At 58.6% G+C, this 16,551-nt stretch carries 20 protein-coding genes; 10 read left to right on the top strand and 10 right to left on the bottom strand.

The window, feature by feature from the left end; translation table 11 throughout:
- Positions 1–127: 127 nt before the first annotated feature.
- The 8 genes from F8J34_RS01265 to F8J34_RS01230 all read right to left on the bottom strand — a co-directional run bounded on the left by F8J34_RS01265 (position 128) and on the right by F8J34_RS01230 (position 7,721).
- Entirely contained in the window at positions 128–439 is a 312-nt protein-coding gene (locus F8J34_RS01265; RefSeq protein WP_297055643.1) for a 4Fe-4S dicluster domain-containing protein, read from the bottom strand.
- Positions 436–681 (bottom strand): hypothetical protein, encoded by a 246-nt coding sequence (locus F8J34_RS01260; protein WP_297055639.1) that lies wholly within the window; start codon positions 679–681, stop codon positions 436–438. Before F8J34_RS01260 ends, F8J34_RS01265 begins: the two co-directional genes overlap by 4 nt.
- The gene (locus F8J34_RS01255; protein ID WP_297055636.1) at positions 674–2,389 is read right to left on the bottom strand and encodes an FAD-dependent oxidoreductase; all 1,716 of its coding nucleotides are present in this window, start codon (positions 2,387–2,389) and stop codon (positions 674–676) included. The genes F8J34_RS01260 and F8J34_RS01255 overlap by 8 nt, the downstream gene beginning before the upstream one ends.
- The gene (locus F8J34_RS01250; RefSeq protein ID WP_297055633.1) at positions 2,386–5,049 is read right to left on the bottom strand and encodes an FAD-dependent oxidoreductase; all 2,664 of its coding nucleotides are present in this window, start codon (positions 5,047–5,049) and stop codon (positions 2,386–2,388) included. The genes F8J34_RS01255 and F8J34_RS01250 overlap by 4 nt, the downstream gene beginning before the upstream one ends.
- Entirely contained in the window at positions 5,039–5,431 is a 393-nt protein-coding gene (locus tag F8J34_RS01245; protein WP_297055630.1) for a hydrogenase iron-sulfur subunit, read from the bottom strand. Before F8J34_RS01245 ends, F8J34_RS01250 begins: the two co-directional genes overlap by 11 nt.
- A complete protein-coding gene (locus tag F8J34_RS01240) occupies positions 5,428–5,682 on the bottom strand; it encodes a sulfurtransferase TusA family protein (protein WP_297055627.1) in 255 nt (84 codons plus the stop codon). The genes F8J34_RS01245 and F8J34_RS01240 overlap by 4 nt, the downstream gene beginning before the upstream one ends.
- Positions 5,683–5,863: 181 nt before the next feature.
- Positions 5,864–6,514, bottom strand: coding sequence for an HD domain-containing protein (locus tag F8J34_RS01235; protein ID WP_297055624.1), 651 nt, complete (start codon positions 6,512–6,514; stop codon positions 5,864–5,866).
- Positions 6,504–7,721: an MFS transporter gene (locus F8J34_RS01230; RefSeq protein WP_297055621.1), complete on the bottom strand. Its 1,218-nt coding sequence runs from the start codon at positions 7,719–7,721 to the stop codon at positions 6,504–6,506. Before F8J34_RS01230 ends, F8J34_RS01235 begins: the two co-directional genes overlap by 11 nt.
- A 95-nt stretch (positions 7,722–7,816) precedes the next feature.
- Here F8J34_RS01230 and F8J34_RS01225 point away from each other — a divergent pair, with 95 nt between their 5' ends.
- The 10 genes from F8J34_RS01225 to rfaE2 are packed head-to-tail and all read left to right on the top strand — an operon-like array spanning position 7,817 to position 15,069.
- A complete protein-coding gene (locus F8J34_RS01225; protein WP_297055619.1) occupies positions 7,817–8,359 on the top strand; it encodes a DUF2148 domain-containing protein in 543 nt (180 codons plus the stop codon).
- Between the two features lie 11 nt (positions 8,360–8,370).
- Complete coding sequence (locus tag F8J34_RS01220; protein ID WP_297055616.1) at positions 8,371–8,895, top strand: hypothetical protein; 525 nt, start codon at positions 8,371–8,373, stop codon at positions 8,893–8,895.
- Entirely contained in the window at positions 8,895–9,323 is a 429-nt protein-coding gene (locus F8J34_RS01215) for an EamA family transporter (protein WP_297055614.1), read from the top strand. The genes F8J34_RS01220 and F8J34_RS01215 overlap by 1 nt, the downstream gene beginning before the upstream one ends.
- Before the next feature lie 3 nt (positions 9,324–9,326).
- Positions 9,327–11,054, top strand: coding sequence for a DNA polymerase/3'-5' exonuclease PolX (polX, locus tag F8J34_RS01210; RefSeq protein WP_297055611.1), 1,728 nt, complete (start codon positions 9,327–9,329; stop codon positions 11,052–11,054).
- On the top strand, positions 11,054–11,332 hold the full coding sequence (locus F8J34_RS01205) for an acylphosphatase (protein ID WP_297055608.1): 279 nt from the start codon (positions 11,054–11,056) through the stop codon (positions 11,330–11,332). The genes polX and F8J34_RS01205 overlap by 1 nt, the downstream gene beginning before the upstream one ends.
- 3 nt (positions 11,333–11,335) lie before the next feature.
- Positions 11,336–12,457, top strand: coding sequence for a M20/M25/M40 family metallo-hydrolase (locus tag F8J34_RS01200; protein ID WP_297055606.1), 1,122 nt, complete (start codon positions 11,336–11,338; stop codon positions 12,455–12,457).
- Entirely contained in the window at positions 12,447–13,151 is a 705-nt protein-coding gene (locus F8J34_RS01195) for a ComF family protein (protein WP_297055603.1), read from the top strand. Before F8J34_RS01200 ends, F8J34_RS01195 begins: the two co-directional genes overlap by 11 nt.
- A 43-nt stretch (positions 13,152–13,194) precedes the next feature.
- On the top strand, positions 13,195–13,446 hold the full coding sequence (locus tag F8J34_RS01190; protein WP_297055601.1) for an AbrB/MazE/SpoVT family DNA-binding domain-containing protein: 252 nt from the start codon (positions 13,195–13,197) through the stop codon (positions 13,444–13,446).
- Positions 13,418–13,822 carry a type II toxin-antitoxin system VapC family toxin gene (locus tag F8J34_RS01185; protein WP_297055599.1) on the top strand — a complete coding sequence of 135 codons (405 nt, stop codon included), beginning with the start codon at positions 13,418–13,420 and terminating at the stop codon, positions 13,820–13,822. The genes F8J34_RS01190 and F8J34_RS01185 overlap by 29 nt, the downstream gene beginning before the upstream one ends.
- 2 nt (positions 13,823–13,824) lie before the next feature.
- Positions 13,825–15,069, top strand: a complete 1,245-nt coding sequence (rfaE2, locus tag F8J34_RS01180) for a D-glycero-beta-D-manno-heptose 1-phosphate adenylyltransferase (protein WP_297055596.1) — start codon at positions 13,825–13,827, stop codon at positions 15,067–15,069.
- Here rfaE2 and F8J34_RS01175 read toward each other — a convergent pair.
- Together F8J34_RS01175 and F8J34_RS01170 are read right to left on the bottom strand one after the other, a co-directional pair.
- Positions 15,017–15,616: an indolepyruvate oxidoreductase subunit beta gene (locus F8J34_RS01175; protein WP_297055593.1), complete on the bottom strand. Its 600-nt coding sequence runs from the start codon at positions 15,614–15,616 to the stop codon at positions 15,017–15,019. The genes rfaE2 and F8J34_RS01175 overlap by 53 nt on opposite strands.
- A gap of 10 nt (positions 15,617–15,626) precedes the next feature.
- Positions 15,627–16,551 (bottom strand): thiamine pyrophosphate-dependent enzyme (locus tag F8J34_RS01170; protein WP_297055589.1); only part of this gene is annotated, 925 nt, incomplete at its 5' end.

Below are 16,551 nucleotides of genomic sequence, written 5' to 3'. Positions count from 1 at the left end.
GCCCCAGCCCCTCCGCCCAGGAGACCAGACTTCTTGCCGGTAAAGGAAAGACATGGGCCCTATACCGTAAGTTCTGAGAAAGCAGGGCTAATCTGCTCCTTATCTCGGCCAAGGGGTTCACCTCCTGCTAGGATCTTACCTCCAGATCCTCTTCCGCCAGATAGACCCGAAGGAGTCTTATGACCTCGGTTATCTTCACCCCCTGCGGACAATTGACCTCACAGAGTCGGCACAAAAGACAGGCGTAAATGGCTTCCCGGTTTTCCCGGAGTTTCTCCTCGGCTCCCAGCAGGGCATAACGGAAGATCTCCCGCGGGAGCACTTTTAACCCCAGGGGACAGAGGGTGGTGCAGGTACCGCAGTTAAAACAGCGGCGGGCATCCAGGTCCCTTCCCCGGGCCTCAAAGATTTTGCGCCATTCCGGCCGGAGTCGAATCACCCTTCCTCCCGAAGTCCGTATTGGAAATAGCGTTCCCGTCGCCCCTTGGGGAGGGCCTCCACCTTCCCGTAGCGCCACATACCCATTACGTAAAGCATGGCTTCCGCCGGGTGGATCCCCAGAGCCTCGGCTATCTCCGGGATGTTCTTGGGCCCCTCCCGTCGGAGGAGTTCCGCGATGGCGGTGTGATATTTCATCTCTTCCCGATATCTTTCCAGCGCTCCCTTAGGCCGTTCAAGCATCGGCCCACCCCTCCGCCAGGGACTGGATAAGGGCCTTTACCGTCTCGTGTTCGTAGCCCCGGACCTGCAGCGCCTGTTGAGGACACACCGGCACACAGGCCCCTTCTCCCTTACACAGGGATTCCCGTACCCGGACCCGATCTCCGGAAAGTTCAAGCGCTCCGTAGGGACAGGCAGCCAGACACTCTCCACAGCCGTCACATCGCTCCTCGATCACCTCAGCCACCAAGGGCTCCCTCTTCACCTCCCCTGCCAGGAGAAGGGCCCCCACCTTGGCTGCCGCAGCAAGACCGCTGGTGGCACTCTCCTCCGCGGTTCTGGGGCCCTGAGCACATCCGCAAATGAAGACCCCATCGGCCATGGTTTCCACCGGCCGCAGTTTGGGATGCACCTCCTGGAAGAAACCCTCCTTCCCCACCGGAAGCTTTAAATGTTCCAGAAGTTCAGGGGAATGGACGGGTTCAAGACCGGTCACTAGACATACCAGATCCGCCTCCAGTTCGACCTCTTCCTTGGCGGTCAAAAGATCCTTTACCCGGACCCTGAGGCGGCCTCCGGGATGGATCTCCGGAGGGGATTGTGGAGAATAACGCATGAAAACCGAACCGTAACCCAGGGCCCGACGGTAATACTTTTCGTATTTTCCGTAGCTTCTTATGTCCCGGTAGAGATGGACCTGGGTCACCTCCGGCCATCGGGAGTGGACCAGACAGGCGGTATAAAGGGCTGCGGTGCAACAATATCGAGAACAATAGGTGCGGGCCTTCTCCCCGGCCGGCTCACGGGACCCCACACAATAGATATAGACCAGGCGCCTTACACGCCTTCCCCGGTAAGAAAGGGGTTTTTCCTCCGGATGTTCGGCCAGATGAAGAAGAAATTCATAAAGGGTGCACACCCCTTCCGAACCGTAACCCCATTCCCCTGGTTGAGGGGTATGAGGACGGGCCCCGGTGGCCACCACGATGGCCCCGGCCCGGATCTCTTTTTCCTCTCCGTCCCGGCAGATCTTCAAACGAAAATCGCCGACCACCCCCTCCTTTCCGCACAGATGGGATCCAAAATAGGTCCGAATGTTTACGTTCCGGCGTATTTCTTTCCACAGGTGCTCCACCAGGTCGCGGCCCTTCTGATCGGTGGGAAAGATGGGGCCACGATCCCGGAGAAGTCCTCCGGGGCGGTCCTCCTTTTCCACCAGATGGACCTTTATTCCCATCCGGGAAAGACCCAGGGCGGCTTCAAGCCCGGCGATCCCGGCACCGATGACCACCGCCTCGGGCCGTGTCTTTATCACGATGGGTTCCAGGGAACGGGCCCTAAGAGCCCGGGCTATACCCCCCTTTATCAGGGCCACCGCCTTGCGGGTGGCTTCCTCTGGATGATGGGGATGGGCCCAGGAACACTGTTCACGTATGTTCACCTGGACGTAACGATAGGGGTTAAGGCCGGCCCGGCGGGCCATCTGACGAAAGGTCTCCTGATGCAGACGCGGTGAACAGGAGGCAATGACCAGGCCGTTGAGGTCGTGTTCCTGGATCAGGCGGATCATCTCCTGCTGAGCGGCCTCCGAGCAGGTGAACATATGGGTCTGCGCCACCTTTACCCCGGGGTCCCCCTCCACCGCCTGGCGCACCTTTTCCACATCCACCACATCGGAAATATTTCCTCCGCAATGACAGATGAAGACCCCCAGGCGCGGCTCTTTCATGCCCCTTCACTCCCTAAAGATCTCAGGTACGCGGCGATCTGGGCCGCCGCCGCACCGGCATGCAGGACACAGTCCGGAATGTCCTTAGGGCCGGAGGCCGCACCCGCCACAAAAAGCCCCGGAACACTGGTGGCACACGGCTCCCGAACGGGGTCGATCTCCCGGAAAAACCCGGTTTCATCCAGCTGGAGATCCTCGCGAACACATTTGCGCAGTTCCGGATTGGCCAGGGCCCCTACCGCCAGGATGACCAGTTCGTGACGGGCCTTGCGCACCCCGCCCCGGCCCTCCATATCTTCGTAATAGACCACCAGATCACCGTTTTCGAGCTCGTCGATGCGAGCCACTCGGCCTTTTACCAGATGAACTCCCATCCCCGCGGCCTGCTGGAGAAACTCCTCGTAGCCCTTTCCGAAAGCCCGCAGATCTATGTAATAGATGGTGACCTCGGCGATGGGAATGGCCCCCAGGATAAGCTGGGCCTGTTTCAGGGAATACATGCAACAGATACGCGAACACCAGGGATTACCCGCCGCCTCATCGCGGGAACCCGCACACAGCACTATTCCTATGTTTCCCGGCACCTTTCCGTCGCCCGGACGCAACACCGCATTGTAGGGACGGGTGGGAGCGAGGAGCCTTTCCATCTGCATGGCGGTGATCACATTGGGATAGTGAGCATATCCGGTGAGAGGACGGGAGGAGGGGTCGAAGAGTCGAAATCCGGTGGCTATGAGCACCGCTCCGGCCTCAAGCCGGATCTTTTGAGGCTTCATGCTCAGATCTATGGCCCCGGCCGGACAGGTCTCCACACATTCCTTACAACTGGAACACACCGCACAATCCAGACAGCGCCCGGCGGCCTCGATGGCCTGTTCAGGAAGAGGGTTTTCCCCGAAAATCGAGGAGTAAGCCACCGGCGCCTTCAACTTGACCCGGGCCGCCTTATCCCCCCGCCCCACCTCCGGGGTAAGATCAATGTCCCGCGGTTCCTCCCCGGTAAGATAGCGATAAATATGGTAGGCCGCCCTTTTGCCTGCTCCCACCGCGTTGGCTACCATGTAAGGACCGGTTACACAGTCTCCTCCGGCAAAGACCCCTTCTATATTCGTGGCCAGGGTTTCCGGATCCACCTTCAGGCGCCCATCGGGATGATAGGAGAAGCCCTCGTCCTGAAAGATGGCCTCCGGCTGAAATCCTATGGCCAGGATAACCGCATCCGCTCGAAAGGTTTCGGTGCGGGAGGGGTCCACCATCGGACGGGCCCGCCCGGTCTCGTCCTTTTCTCCCAGTCGGACCTCGGCCAGGAGGACCTCTTCCAGCCTCTCCTTCCCCCTGAATTCCAGCGGAGCTCGCCGGAAAAGGAATTTTACTCCCTCGGCCAGGGCCTCCTCCACCTCGAAGGAATGGGCCGGCATGTGCTCCCGATCGCGTCGATATATCACCGTAACCTCATCCGCACCGCACCGCAGAGCGGTACGGGCACAATCCAGGGCCACGTTTCCCCCGCCGATCACCGCTACCTTCTTTCCGGAAAGCTCCGGAGGCTTTCCGGTGTTGTAACTCCTCAGGAAGGAAAGAGCGGCATAAACCCCGGGGAGATCCTCTCCGGGAATACCCAGGACCCTGGGTTTCAGGCTCCCGGTGGCCAGATATATAGCCTCGAACCCCTCCTCCTTTAGGGCCCGAAGGGAACGAATTTCCTTTCCGGTGACTATTTTCACTCCCAGGGCCTTTATGTCCTCGAGATCCCGGTCCAGAATCTCACGAGGGAGCCTCCAGGTGGGGATTCCGTAGCGCAGAAGCCCTCCGGGAGCCTCATCTCTTTCGAATATGACCACCTCCAGTCCCTTACGGGCCAGAAAATAGGCACAAGAAAGACCCGAGGGACCGGACCCCACCACCGCCACCTTTTTGGAAACCCTTTTTACAGGAAGAAAACGTTCCTGCCGGGGAAGATTCTCGGCCACGAAGCGTTTTAAGGCCCGCAGGGGGATGGACTGCCCCTTCTTTCCCCGGGTGCATCGGGTTTCACAGGGGGCGTAACATACCCGCCCCAGCACCCCGGGCAGAGGGGCCTCGCGCAGAATAGAATGCAGGGCCCGCTCCAAACGCCCGTTACGAATCAAAGCCACATAGCCGTGGGGCTTGAGACCGGCCGGACAGGAGGCCGAACACGGGGAAAGCCCCCGCCTTTCGATAACCGCCTTTTTGGGCACCGCCTGAGGAAAAGGTATGTAAATGGCCCGGCGGGCCACCAGCCCCTGATTAAACTGATCCGGACGGGCCACCGTACATACCTTCTCGCACTGACCACAGCCCGTACATCGGGAGGGATCCACAAAGGTGGGCCGACGGGTAATCTCCACTTCCAGCCGGCCATCCTCCCTGGGCACAATGCTTCCCACCGTGGCATAGGTAAGAAGGGTTACCCGGGGATGATTCTGGACCGCGGCCATCTTGGGGGTGGCAATGCAACTGGCACAGTCCAGAGTAGGGAAGACCTTGCTCAGAAGGATCATCTTCCCTCCGATGCTGGCCTCCTTTTCCACCAGGAGACACTCAAAGTCCATGTCTCCCAGAAGGAGAGCCGTCTCCATACCGGCTATTCCCCCGCCGATCACCACACAGTCATAGCGGGAGGAAAGCTCATTTCCCATGGTCGAGCTCCTGCAGGGCTTTCTCGAAGTTGCGCATATGATTGACAAAGGCCTCGGCACAGACCGAACAGATGGCTGCCATCCTTATGCGCCGCGGGTCCAGCCCCTTCTCCCGGGCCATCTCCTGCGCCCGGGCCACCACCTGTCCGGTGCGGGTGGTGCAATCTTCAAGATACGGACAATCCGTACCGTCGGCGGCAATGAAGACCCCGTCGAACCCTTTCTCCAGGGCATAAATTATCCAGCGGGGATCTATTCCACTGGAACAGGGAACCGGAATCACCACCACACCGGGAGAATAAGGCAGGTGGGAGGACCCCGCCAGGTCCACCCCGGGATCGGAAATATTCTGAGTGGAAAAGACCAGAATTTTAACGCTCATTCCGCCGCCTTGCGCACAAAAAGACGCCAGTACCCGGCCTCTTCGATCACCCCCAGAAACTCATGCCCTGCATTTTCCGCCCAGATAGGCAGATCGTCCTTGGTGCCCTCGTCCGAGGAAAGGACCTCCAAAATACCCCCAGGAGGCACCTCGGCCATGGCCTTTTTGGCCTCCAGCAAAGGCCCGGGACAGGCCGTTCCTCGCGCATCCACTACCTTGTCCGCTTTCAAGCTCTTGAGATCCACACCCATGGCCACCACCTCCGTTTATTGTTTCTGAGAAGATTTTGCATCCTGTCGCTTTTTCTGTCAACTCAGGTCCGGGACGCCTTAACCCGAATCAAAAAGATTGATCCTTTAAGCCCCTTCCAAACCACTCTCAATCTCGGGATTTCCTTCTCGATCGCCTTCTTTTTCTATCGGAGATAGGGAATTACAATTCTCCGCGGACCTCGCGATGGAGGCGGTCGAAGAATTCCTCCATGAAGCGGTGGCGTTCCTCGGCCAGGCGCCGGCCGCTTGGGGTAAGCATCCGGTCCTTGATGCGGGAGAGCTTGAGCTTGAACTCCCGCCAGGCGGTGTCCTCCGAGGAATAGGGTTCGGTCTTTTCTAGATCCACCTCCGGGTTGTGGAGCCGGGCCCCCACCTCGCCGGCAAAAAGAAAGGCCCGGCCGATTCCCACCGCCCCCAGACTATCGAGTTTATCAGCGTCAAAAAGCACCTTCTCCTCCGGGGTCTCCGGGGGATCCTTTCCCCGAAACCGATGACGCCTTATGGCCCGCACCACCCGTTCGATAAAATCCGGGAGGAAACCCTCCTCGGTAAGGATCTTTCGGGCCAGCTCGGCCCCGTATGCGGCATGGCAGACCCGGCCCCGGGTGCGGGCCTCCTCGCCCCGGCCGATATCGTGAAGCAGGGCCGCAACCCGCACCACTTCTATATCCGCCCCCTCCTCGCGGGCCAGACGCTCGGCCAGCGCGAGCACCCTTTCCACATGATCCCAGCGGTGCGAGGTCCCGTTTTGCTCATAGAGGGCCCTGGCCCGCCGGCGAAGACGTTCCCAGATCTCGGGATCAAGCCTCATCCCAAAACCTCCAGATAAGAAGCAGGATCAGGCTCCCGGAGATGAGAGCCAAAATTTTAAGGGCTCCGGCGACCCCCACCTTTTCGGCCACCGCTCCGGCCAGAAGGCTTCCCGCGGGAAAGAGTCCGAAGAAAGACCAGCTAAAAAGTCCCAGCACCCGGCCCCGCATCTCGTCCTCGCAGAGGGTCTGCACCCGGGCGTTTCCGTTCATAATGATATTTACCATCAGGAACCCGACCAGGGAAAGAAGGCCGGCTCCCAGGAAAAAATTACCCCAGGAGGCCAAAAGATAGACGGCCCCGGGAAGGAGGAGGGCCGAAGAAAAGATCACCCTTTGAAGAGGAAGTCTCCGCCCCAGGGTTCCGGCGAAAAGGGCCCCGATAAGGGCCCCGAGACCGTTTGCGGTCATAAAGATACTGAATTCCCTGGCCCCACCGTGATAGAGTTCGCGGGTTAAGGCCGGAAGGAGCACGGCGTAGGGAAAAAGCCCCAGACTCACCAGGGCCACGAGAAGAAGAATCCCCTGAAGAGACTTTTTTCGGGCGGCATAGCCCAGCCCCTCGTGCAGGGCCGAAAGGAGGTTTCCCCGGGAGGGTCTGCGGTTTTCGGGAAGGGAGATGAGGATCACGGCGCTGGCCACCGGAAGATAGCTCAGGGAATTGAAGAGAAAACAGAAGGAAAGCCCCAGGGCGGCCATGAACCAGCCGGCCAGCGCCGGCCCCAGAAACCGGGAAAGGTTAAAGGCCAGGGAGTGTAGGGAAAGGGCCGAGACCAGGTCTTCCTTTCCCACCAGGTCGTAGATGAAGGCGTTTCGCACCGGAAACTCAAGGGCCACTCCGGTTCCCATAAGAAAAGCCAGAAGCAGGATATGCCAGGGACGCACCAGACCCAGAAAGGTTAAAAGGAAGAGAAAAAAGGCGGAAGCCGCGGCCAGAAGCTGCGCCGCCACCAGGATCTTCTTTTTGGGAAGACGGTCGGCCAGGACCCCTGCGGGAAGGGCAAAGAGGAGCACCGGAAAGGACCCCAGGGCCCCCAGCAGCCCCAGATAGGCCGAGGAACCGGTAAGCTCGTAAAGGAGCCAGCGCTGAGCGGTGGTGTGCACCCAGCGTCCAAGGAGGGAAAAACCCTGGGCCAGAATGAAATAACGAAAATATCGTCGCCTTAAAGGAAGGATCAGACCCTGGGCCAGCTCCAGCCAGAAAGCCATGGCCTAATCTTAACGGGAGGCCGGATCCCTGACTAGATAATTCTTATCTTTTGAGGCTAAAATAGAGAAAAAGTTCCGGCGGAAAGGAGGCGGCCATGGAATTCAACCCCGAAAAGGAAATGGCGGCCCTTGTGGGAAGGCTAATGCTTACTGCGGCCCGCACGGCCCCCAAGGCCCGGGGGCAGGACGAGATCGTGACCGTGCTGGGCACCGACCCGGAGGAAAAGGAGACCCTGGCCCGGGAGATGGAAAAGGTGGCCGAAAGGGGCAAGGCCTTCGCCTTCTTTAAGCGCGATGCGGAAAATGTCCGGCAGGCCGAGGCCGTGCTCCTTATCGGGCTTGATTTCAAACGCCCCGTGGGGGTCAACTGTCAGGGATGCGGCTTTGATTGTGAAAAAATCCTTAAGGCGGAAAAGACCTCCGGGGACTATGAGGGTCCGGTCTGCGCCATGCGCCTCATCGATCTCGGGATTGCTGTGGGCTCGGCGGTAAGCGTGGCCAAGGAACACTGCGTGGACAACCGGGTGATGTACACCATCGGGGTGGCGGCCAGAAGACTCGGCTGGCTTTCGGCCCAGGTGGTCCTGGGAATACCGTTGAGCATCAAGGGGAAAAACATCTTCTTTGACCGAAAATAGGAGGCAAGCTCATGAAACGAATCGGAATTTTGTTTCTCTTTTGGGGGTTAGTATTTTCTACCCTGGCTTTTGCCGGAGAAAATGGTTTTACCCGGGAGGATCGGGAAAGGCTCATCCGCCTTGAGGCCACCCTTCAGACCTTCATGCGCCAGGCGGACAAACGTTTCGAGCAGATAGATAAGCGTTTTGAGGATATAAATCAGCGCTTTGAGGATGTGAACCGTCGTTTTGAAGATATGAATAAAAGATTTGAACAAATAGATAAAAGGATCTCCGAACTCCGGGAGGACACCGATCGCCGTTTTGAGGACCTCACGCGGTTTCTCTGGATCCTTGCCGGAATCTTTACGGCCCTTACTGCGGCGATTATCGCGCTGGTGATCTGGGATCGAAGAAGCACGGTAAAATACGCCCTAAGAGAAGCCGATGAAAGATATGCCTTAAATCTTCTGCCCCGTATCCTTGAGGTTTTGAAAGAAAAGGCTAAAACCGACCAGGAATTAGCCACCATCCTTAGGAATTACGGACTTCTCTAATGAGCGGAAAGGCGGTTACCCTCTGGCTTTTAACCCTTCTTTTCTGGGGCTCCTCGCCCCTCCTTGAGAAACTGGCCCTAAAGGCTGTCTCCCCGCTTCTCGCCTTAACCATAAGGACCTCGGTTGCGGCGCTGGCTTTGATCCTTACGGTGTTGTTTTCCGGTGCGGCCTCGGAAATCTCTGCCGTTACGGCCCGCGACGTTTTGGTCCTTGCGGCAAGCGGGATACTGGCCGGTTTCTTAGGAATGTTCACCTACTTTTCCCTTCTTAAGACCGGCGAGGCTTCAAGGATCGTACCCCTCACCGCGGCCTATCCCCTGGTGACCGCCCTTCTGGCCCTGGTTCTCCTCCGGGAGCATTTGACGCCCTTAAGACTTTTCGGGATACTTTTAACCATAAGCGGGCTCATCATCCTTCAGCGGAGTTGAGGTATGCGCAATCAGGAGGTGGCCGAAATCTTCCGGCGGGTGGCGGCGCTCCTTGAGATCAAGGGGGAAAATCCCTTTCGCGTGCGGGCCTATCAGCGGGCCGCACAGAACATCGAGGCCTTAACCCGCGATGTGGAGGAGCTGGCCCGAAGGGGGCAGCTCACCCGCATCCCCGGAATCGGGGCCGATCTGGCGGGAAAGATCAAGGAAATCCTTGAGACCGGGACCCTTTCCCTTTACGAGGAACTGAAACGCGAGATCCCGGAGGAACTCCTCAAACTCCTTGAGATCCCAGGTCTCGGGCCCAAAAAGGCCAAGGTCATCTACGACACCCTGGGCATCAAAAGCATAGAGGAGCTTGAGCGGGCCTGCCGGGAGCACAAGATCGCTCGGCTTCCGGGAATGGGCCTTAAAACCGAGGAAAAGATCCTTCACGGGATAAAACTCTTAAAGAGTAAGATCGGCCGAAGGCCCCTCGGCGAGGTCCTTCCGCTGGTGGATGAACTCATGGAATATCTCAAGCGGCGCGCCCCGGTGGAGAGGATCGCCGTTGCCGGAAGCATTCGCCGGAGGAAAGAAACGGTAAAGGACATTGACCTTCTCGTCACCTCCAAGGCCCCGCTTAAGGTCATGGAGGCCTTTGTCAAGTTCGGGAAGGTCACGGAGATCATCGCCCAGGGGGAGACCAAGACCAGCGTGCGGGTGAGCCCCGGGATCCAGGTGGACCTTCGGGTGGTGGATCCGGAGTGCTGGGGGGCGGCGCTGGCCTATTTCACCGGCTCCAAGGCCCATAACATCCGCATCCGGGAGATGGGGGTGGAGCGGGGGCTAAAGATCAACGAATACGGGATCTTTCGCGGGGAAAAACGCATCGGCGGCCGGGAGGAGGAAGAGGTCTTCGCCGCGGTAGGGCTTCCCTGGATTCCTCCGGAGTTAAGGGAAGACCGGGGCGAGATCGAAGCCGCGCTTGAGGGAAGACTCCCGCGCCTTGTGGAATACGATGAAATCCAGGGCGACGCCCATGTGCATTCCAAATATAGCGACGGCATGTCAAGCTTTGAGGAGATTGCCCGCAAGGCCGAGGAGCTGGGGCTTTCCTGGGTGGGGATCTGCGACCATTCTCAAGGGCTCAAGGTGGCCGGCGGGGTGCCGGCTGAGGTCCTCATGGAGAAGAAACGGGCCATAGAAGAGTTCAACCGGCGCTCCAAGAGGGTCAAGCTCATTTTCGGGGCCGAGGTGGACATCCGCTCGGACGGGACGCTGGATTATCCCGACGAGGTGCTGGCGGAGATCGATCTGGTGATCGCGGCCATCCACACCGGGTTCCAGCAGCCGGAGGAACAGCTCACCGCCCGGGCGGTCTCCGCCCTCTCGCATCCCTTAGTCCACGCCTTAGCCCATCCCACGGGAAGGCTTCTTGCGGAGCGTGAGGCCTATGCCATTGACATCAAGAAGGTGATTGAAACCGCGGCCCGAAACGGAAAGGCCTTAGAGATAAACGCCTTTTACAACCGCCTGGACTTAAACGACATTCATGCCCGGGCGGCTAAAGAGGCCGGGGTGAAGCTCCTCATCGGGACCGATGCCCATATCGCCGACCAGATGGCCCAGATCCCGCTCGGGGTGGCCGTGGCCCGCAGGGCTTGGTGCGAGAGGGAAGATGTGCTAAATACCTTAAGTGTGGAGGATTTTCTCGCCTGGCTCAAAAAGGTGAGGGAGGGGGCGGGCTGATGGCTAAAAAACGGGTACATGTCTTCATCTCCGGGAAGGTGCAGGGGGTGTGGTTCCGGTCCTACACCAAGAAAGAGGCCGACCGGCTGGGAGTTAAGGGCTGGGTGAGGAACCTTCCCGATGGCCGGGTAGAGGCCGTTTTTGAGGGAGACGAGGAGGCCGTGGAGGCCATGGTGCGCTGGTGTCATGTGGGCTCTCCCCTTTCCGAGGTTACCGGGGTCGAAGTCCACGAGGAGCCCTATACCGGAGAGTTTAAGGATTTTGCCATCAGGTATTAAGAGATGATCGATCCCGAACGGCTGAAACTTGAGTTCTTAAATCTCGCGGCCATAAACAGTCCCTCCACCCGGGAGCGAGATCTCGCCCAGTACTTAGTCTCGGTGTTTGAAGCCCTGGGCGGGGAATGTTTTTTTGACCATTCCGCGGTCTATAGCCGTTCGGAAAGCGGGAACCTCATCGTGCGCCTCCCCGGAAGAGAGGATCTTGAGCCGGTGCTCCTTTGCGCGCATCTGGATACGGTAGAACCCACGGAGGGGGCCCGCCCGGTAGAAGAGGCAGGGATCATCCGCAACGAACGGAAGGGCCTTATCGGAGCGGATGACAAGAGCGGAATCGCGGTGATCATCGAACTCGCTCGCACCTTCCGGGAGACCGGGGCCGAACATCCTCCGCTGGATCTACTCTTCACCACCTGTGAGGAGATCGGGCTTCTCGGGGCCCGGTATCTGGATTACAAACTCATCCGGGCCCGGGAGGGCTATGTGCTCGACTCCGAAGATCCGCGGGAGGTGATCCTGCGGGCTCCGGAGGCCATAAAGTTCACCCTCACGGTTACGGGGCGTGCGGCGCATGCCGGGCTTGAACCGGAAAAGGGGATAAACGCCATCAAGCTCTGCGCCGAGGCCCTTTCCACCCTTCCCACAGGGCGTATAGACGAAGAAACCACCCTGAATTTCGGGGTCATCCGGGGCGGGAAGGCGGTGAATATCGTCCCTGAAGAGGTGGTGGTGGAGGGCGAGATCCGTAGCCACGATCTTAAAAAGATAGAAGCCCTCTGGGAAAAAATCGAGGAAGCTTTCGGTCGAGTAACCTCCGAAAAGGGGGCCGACGGGCGTCCGGCTTTCTCAGCCAAACGCGAGGAAATGTTCCCTCATTTTCGGGTTCCGGAGGATCATCGAGTGGTGCGCCGGCTCGTTAAGGCCGCAGAGGATCTGGGAATCAATCTCCGCTTCGCCCGACGGGAAGGAGGCTCGGATGCCAACATCTTCAACCGGAACGGAATCACCTGCGTGATCCTGGGCACCGGGATGCGCCGGGTCCATTCCCCGGAGGAATACCTGGTGGTGGAGGACATGGTCCTCTGCGCCCGTCTCCTCTATCGGGCCTTAACCCTTGAGGTCTGATTTTTCTTCCTTCTTAGCCGGGCTTTCGAAAAAGATCCTCTCCTTCCTTTTTCCGGAATACTGTCTTTCCTGCGGGAGATACCTTTCAGAAGGAGGGCTCCTTTGCCCGGAATGCGAAAGGGAGTTGCCCTTAAACCGGAACTTCTGCCCCCTTTGCGCCAGACCCTATCCCGAGGGGGCTCCGCCTCACCCCTGCGGGGATTGCCTTTCCGGAAGGCCCTTCTCCCGGGTGCTGGCCCCCTTCCTTTACGAGCCTCCGGTCTCGGACTGGATCAAAAGATTCAAGTTTTCCGAGGACTTTACGCTTGCCCGGGCCCTTTCCCGCCTCTTACGGAGGTATCTTCCCCCGGATCTTTCCTTCGATCTCGTGGTTCCGGTTCCCCTGGGGAGGAAGAGGCTTTTTAAGCGTGGTTTCAATCAGAGCGCGCTTCTCGCCCGGCTTGCCTTCGGAAGGCTCGACGAGATATTGGTAAGGACCCGCGAGACCCCTCCCCAGAGCGAACTTTCGGGGGCCGAACGGCGCCGGAATGTGCGCAGGGCCTTTTCCGTAAGGGACGAGGCCCGGGTCTTCGCAAGACGGGTGCTTCTCATTGACGATGTGATGACCACCGGGGCCACGGTGGAGGAGTGCACCCGGGTGCTTCGCGCCGCCGGGGCCCGGGAGGTCACCGTGGCCGTCCTTGCCCGGGCCTAGGTTGTGATGGTATTTTAGGAAAAAGTAGGTGAAGAGGAATTTCATGGAGAAAATTTGTAAAATATCTGCCAAGGGTGAAATAGTAATTCCGGTGGAGATACGCAAAAAACTCGGCCTGAAAGGCGGAAATCAAGTAAAAATACAGTTGAAAAAAGGGAAAATTATCATCGAACCAGAGAAAGATGTGGTAGAAGCTTTATACGGTAAATGGAAAAATAAATCGCTAACAAAGTTTCTTCTTGAAGAACGATCCAGGGACAGAAAAGTTGAACAGAAAAAGATTCGTTCTGGATAGTTACGCAATCCTGGCTTTCTTTCAAAAAGAACCCGGAAGCGATGCAGTATATAATCTTTTAAAGGAAGCTTTAGCTGAAAGAGTGTTTCTTTTTCTCTCTATTATAAATTTGGGGGAAATTTTTTATATTACTGCTAAGAGGCTAAGTCTTTTAGAAGCTAAAGAAATAATAAACGATGTTCAATCTTTACCTATCCGGATAGAAAACGCTCCCTTTGACCGTGTACTTAAAGCGGCGGAAATAAAAGCCTCTTATCCTCTTTCGTATGCGGATTCTTTTGCGGCAGCTTTGGCCGAAGAACTAAAGGCCACTCTGGTGACCGGAGATCCGGAATTTAAATCTCTTAAAGACCGCATTTCTATTCTCTGGCTTTAGGCATGAAATTCTCTCTTCTCCAGTATCACGTGGTTCCGGGGGCGGGGAAGGAAAATCTTGAGAGGCTTCTTGCGCTTACCGAAAGGGCCGCGGGGGAATGGCTCGTGGCCCCGGAACTGGCTTTAACCGGCTATGGCCGCCTTTCCCGAGATGAGGCGCTAAGCCTCCTTGAGGAGCTTCGGCGGAGCCTCGGCGCCTCCGGAAAAAAACTCCTTTTCGGACATCCGGTATGGCGCGAGGAGCGGGTCTTTAACGGGGCCTATCTCCTTTCGGGAGAAAGGCTTGAGCTTGTGGCGGAAAAGCGGGCCCTTTTCCCCGGGCTTGATGCCTGTGCCGGCTTTTCCCCCGGAAGGATCTCGGAAATCTTTGCGCTTGGGGAGGGACTTTTTGCCGGGGTGCTCCTCTGCTATGAATTGCGGTTTCCGGAATTCGCAAGAAGGCTTGTTTCCCGGGGGGCGGGGGTCCTCTTTGTGCTCGCCCAGTGGCCCGAAAGCCGAAGGGAGCACCTTCTGCTTTTAGCCCGGGCCCGGGCCGTAGAAAACCAGGTCTTCGTGGTGGTGGCAAATGCCCTGGGGCGGGCGGGGGAGGCGGAACTTAGCGGAGAAAGCCTGGTGATCTCCCCCGGGGGAGAGATCCTGGCTTGCGCCGGAAAGGAGGAGACCGTGCTTACCGTCGAGCTTGACCCCGAAGAGCTTGCCGCCTCCCGCAGGCTCTTTAACACCTCGGCCTCTCCTCCGCCGGTCCTGCCTGAGGAAAAGATCAAAACCCTTCCCGAGCTTCTCTCCGAGGTCTCCCGCCGCAGGCGCCTCGGGCACCGCATGGTCTTTACCAACGGGTGTTTCGATTTGCTTCACGCCGGCCACGTGAGTTATCTTCATGAGGCCCGAAGCCTCGGGGATTTCCTGGTGGTGGGCCTTAACTCCGACACCTCGGTAAGGAGGCTTAAGGGCCCGGAACGCCCGATAAACCCGGAGACACAACGGGCCCTGGTACTGGCCTCCCTCTCCTGCGTGGACTATGTGGTGATCTTTGAGGAGGACACCCCGGAAAGGCTCATCCGGGCGCTTTCGCCGGAAATCCTGGTCAAAGGGGCGGACTGGCCGGAGGACAGAATCGTGGGGGCGGATTACGTGAAGGCCCGCGGCGGGCGGGTGGTGCGCATCCCCTTTCGGTTTCGGGTCTCCACCACCCGGATTATGGAGCGGATAAAACGGCCTGATAGCCCAGCTCAAAAGCCCGCCGATTGAGCTCAAGGTAAGCGGGTTTCACCACCCTTTCTAGGGCTTCAAGGAAGGATTCTTTAGTAAGAGGGAGGGTGCCTGAGGCCGCAAGGGCTCCGAGGAGTACCACGTTCAAGGCCCTGGCCGAGCCGGCCTCTCGGGCCAGCCCCTCCCCGGAAAGGAGATACACCCGGGGAAGGATCGTGCGTAGCTTTTCGAGGAGCGGCGAAAGTTCCGGATAGCTCGCAAGCCCGTCTTTCACTACCTGGGGCACCACCGGATCGGTGCTCACAATGGCCGTGGCCTCTTTGCGACAGCGGGGAAGGGCCCGCAGGGCCTCCACCGGCTCAAGGGCCACCAGAACGTCCGCCTCACCCGGCGAAATATAGGGGCTTTTAACCTCCCCCAGAACGATACTCGTCTCCACCACCCCTCCCCGCTGGGCCATGCCATGGACCTCACTCATGGCCACCGGAAGATCCTCAAGGAGCGCGGCCTCGCCGATGACCCGCGAAAAAAGGAGGATACCCTGTCCGCCAACCCCCACCGCAAGAATCCGCAAACCCTGAGCCATCCTCTCCTCCTTAGCCCTTGAATTTGGCCCGGTAAAGCACACAGGGGGCTTTGGCCACGATGACCCCCAGTTTTCCGGAGGAAAGAAGGGGCCTTATGGCCTCCGCGGCCTCTTTCTTCCTGTAGGGATTAATCTCCACCGTGGGAATCCCTAAGCCCTCGCAGAACCTCGCAATGGAGATCACGGGCCTATCCTTAAGGGGTTCGGGTTTAAGCTCCTGAGAGGGCACGGGCTGATGGCCGGTCATGGCCGTGGTTTCGTTGTCAAGCACCACCAGGGTAAAGCGATGTCCCTGATAGAGGGCGTTTATGAGCGGAGGGATCCCGGCGTGAAAGAAGGTGGAATCCCCGATAAAGGCCACGATGCGCTGGTCGGTGGCCACGGAAAAACCGCAGGAAGACCCCGCGCTTGAGCCCATACAGAGAAGATAGTCCGCCATCTTGAGCGGGGGGAGGAGCCCCAGGGTATAGCAGCCGATATCCGTGGGATAGATCGTGTTCTCTTCCTCACCGAGTTCTTGGAGAACCTCCTTTACCACTCGATAGGTCTCCCGATGCGGACATCCCGGACACAGGGTGGGCGGACGCGGGGGAAGCTCCAGAATCCAGGAGGTATCCGGCGCCTCCGGAGGAGAATATTTTATTCCTGCCGCCCGGGCCAGGGCCTCGCGCACAAGGCCGGGATGGAACTCGTGATACCGGGGAAGGTAGCCCTCGGCCTTGCCCAGGATCTTTACCGAAAGCCCCTCCTCAGCCGCAACCACCTTCAGGCCCTCCTCAAGGTAGGGCTCAAGCTCCTCCACCACCAGGCACTTCTCAAGCCCGGAGAGAAATTCCGCGGCCAGGCTTCTCGGGAAGGGATGAGTAAAACCCAGGAGGAGGAGCGAAACCCGATCGGAAAGTCCCAGCTCCCTTACGGCATCCAGCACATAATTC

The sequence above is a fragment of the Thermosulfurimonas sp. genome (genome assembly GCF_015491435.1).
GTDB lineage: Bacteria > Desulfobacterota > Thermodesulfobacteria > Thermodesulfobacteriales > Thermodesulfobacteriaceae > Thermosulfurimonas_A.
This window is presented reverse-complemented; position numbering and strand designations above follow the sequence as displayed.

Excerpts from the sequence above, each read along its gene's own strand:
- F8J34_RS01260 (WP_297055639.1), bottom strand. The coding sequence starts at position 681 with ATGCTTGAACGGCCTAAGGGAGCGCTGGAAAGATATCGGGAAGAGATG.
- F8J34_RS01255 (WP_297055636.1), bottom strand. The coding sequence starts at position 2,389 with ATGAAAGAGCCGCGCCTGGGGGTCTTCATCTGTCATTGCGGAGGAAAT.
- F8J34_RS01250 (WP_297055633.1), bottom strand. The coding sequence starts at position 5,049 with ATGGGAAATGAGCTTTCCTCCCGCTATGACTGTGTGGTGATCGGCGGG.
- F8J34_RS01245 (WP_297055630.1), bottom strand. The coding sequence starts at position 5,431 with ATGAGCGTTAAAATTCTGGTCTTTTCCACTCAGAATATTTCCGATCCC.
- F8J34_RS01240 (WP_297055627.1), bottom strand. The coding sequence starts at position 5,682 with ATGGGTGTGGATCTCAAGAGCTTGAAAGCGGACAAGGTAGTGGATGCG.
- F8J34_RS01235 (WP_297055624.1), bottom strand. The coding sequence starts at position 6,514 with ATGAGGCTTGATCCCGAGATCTGGGAACGTCTTCGCCGGCGGGCCAGG.
- F8J34_RS01230 (WP_297055621.1), bottom strand. The coding sequence starts at position 7,721 with ATGGCTTTCTGGCTGGAGCTGGCCCAGGGTCTGATCCTTCCTTTAAGG.
- F8J34_RS01225 (WP_297055619.1), top strand. The coding sequence starts at position 7,817 with ATGGAATTCAACCCCGAAAAGGAAATGGCGGCCCTTGTGGGAAGGCTA.
- F8J34_RS01220 (WP_297055616.1), top strand. The coding sequence starts at position 8,371 with ATGAAACGAATCGGAATTTTGTTTCTCTTTTGGGGGTTAGTATTTTCT.
- F8J34_RS01215 (WP_297055614.1), top strand. The coding sequence starts at position 8,895 with ATGAGCGGAAAGGCGGTTACCCTCTGGCTTTTAACCCTTCTTTTCTGG.
- polX (WP_297055611.1), top strand. The coding sequence starts at position 9,327 with ATGCGCAATCAGGAGGTGGCCGAAATCTTCCGGCGGGTGGCGGCGCTC.
- F8J34_RS01205 (WP_297055608.1), top strand. The coding sequence starts at position 11,054 with ATGGCTAAAAAACGGGTACATGTCTTCATCTCCGGGAAGGTGCAGGGG.
- F8J34_RS01200 (WP_297055606.1), top strand. The coding sequence starts at position 11,336 with ATGATCGATCCCGAACGGCTGAAACTTGAGTTCTTAAATCTCGCGGCC.
- F8J34_RS01190 (WP_297055601.1), top strand. The coding sequence starts at position 13,195 with ATGGAGAAAATTTGTAAAATATCTGCCAAGGGTGAAATAGTAATTCCG.
- rfaE2 (WP_297055596.1), top strand. The coding sequence starts at position 13,825 with ATGAAATTCTCTCTTCTCCAGTATCACGTGGTTCCGGGGGCGGGGAAG.
- F8J34_RS01175 (WP_297055593.1), bottom strand. The coding sequence starts at position 15,616 with ATGGCTCAGGGTTTGCGGATTCTTGCGGTGGGGGTTGGCGGACAGGGT.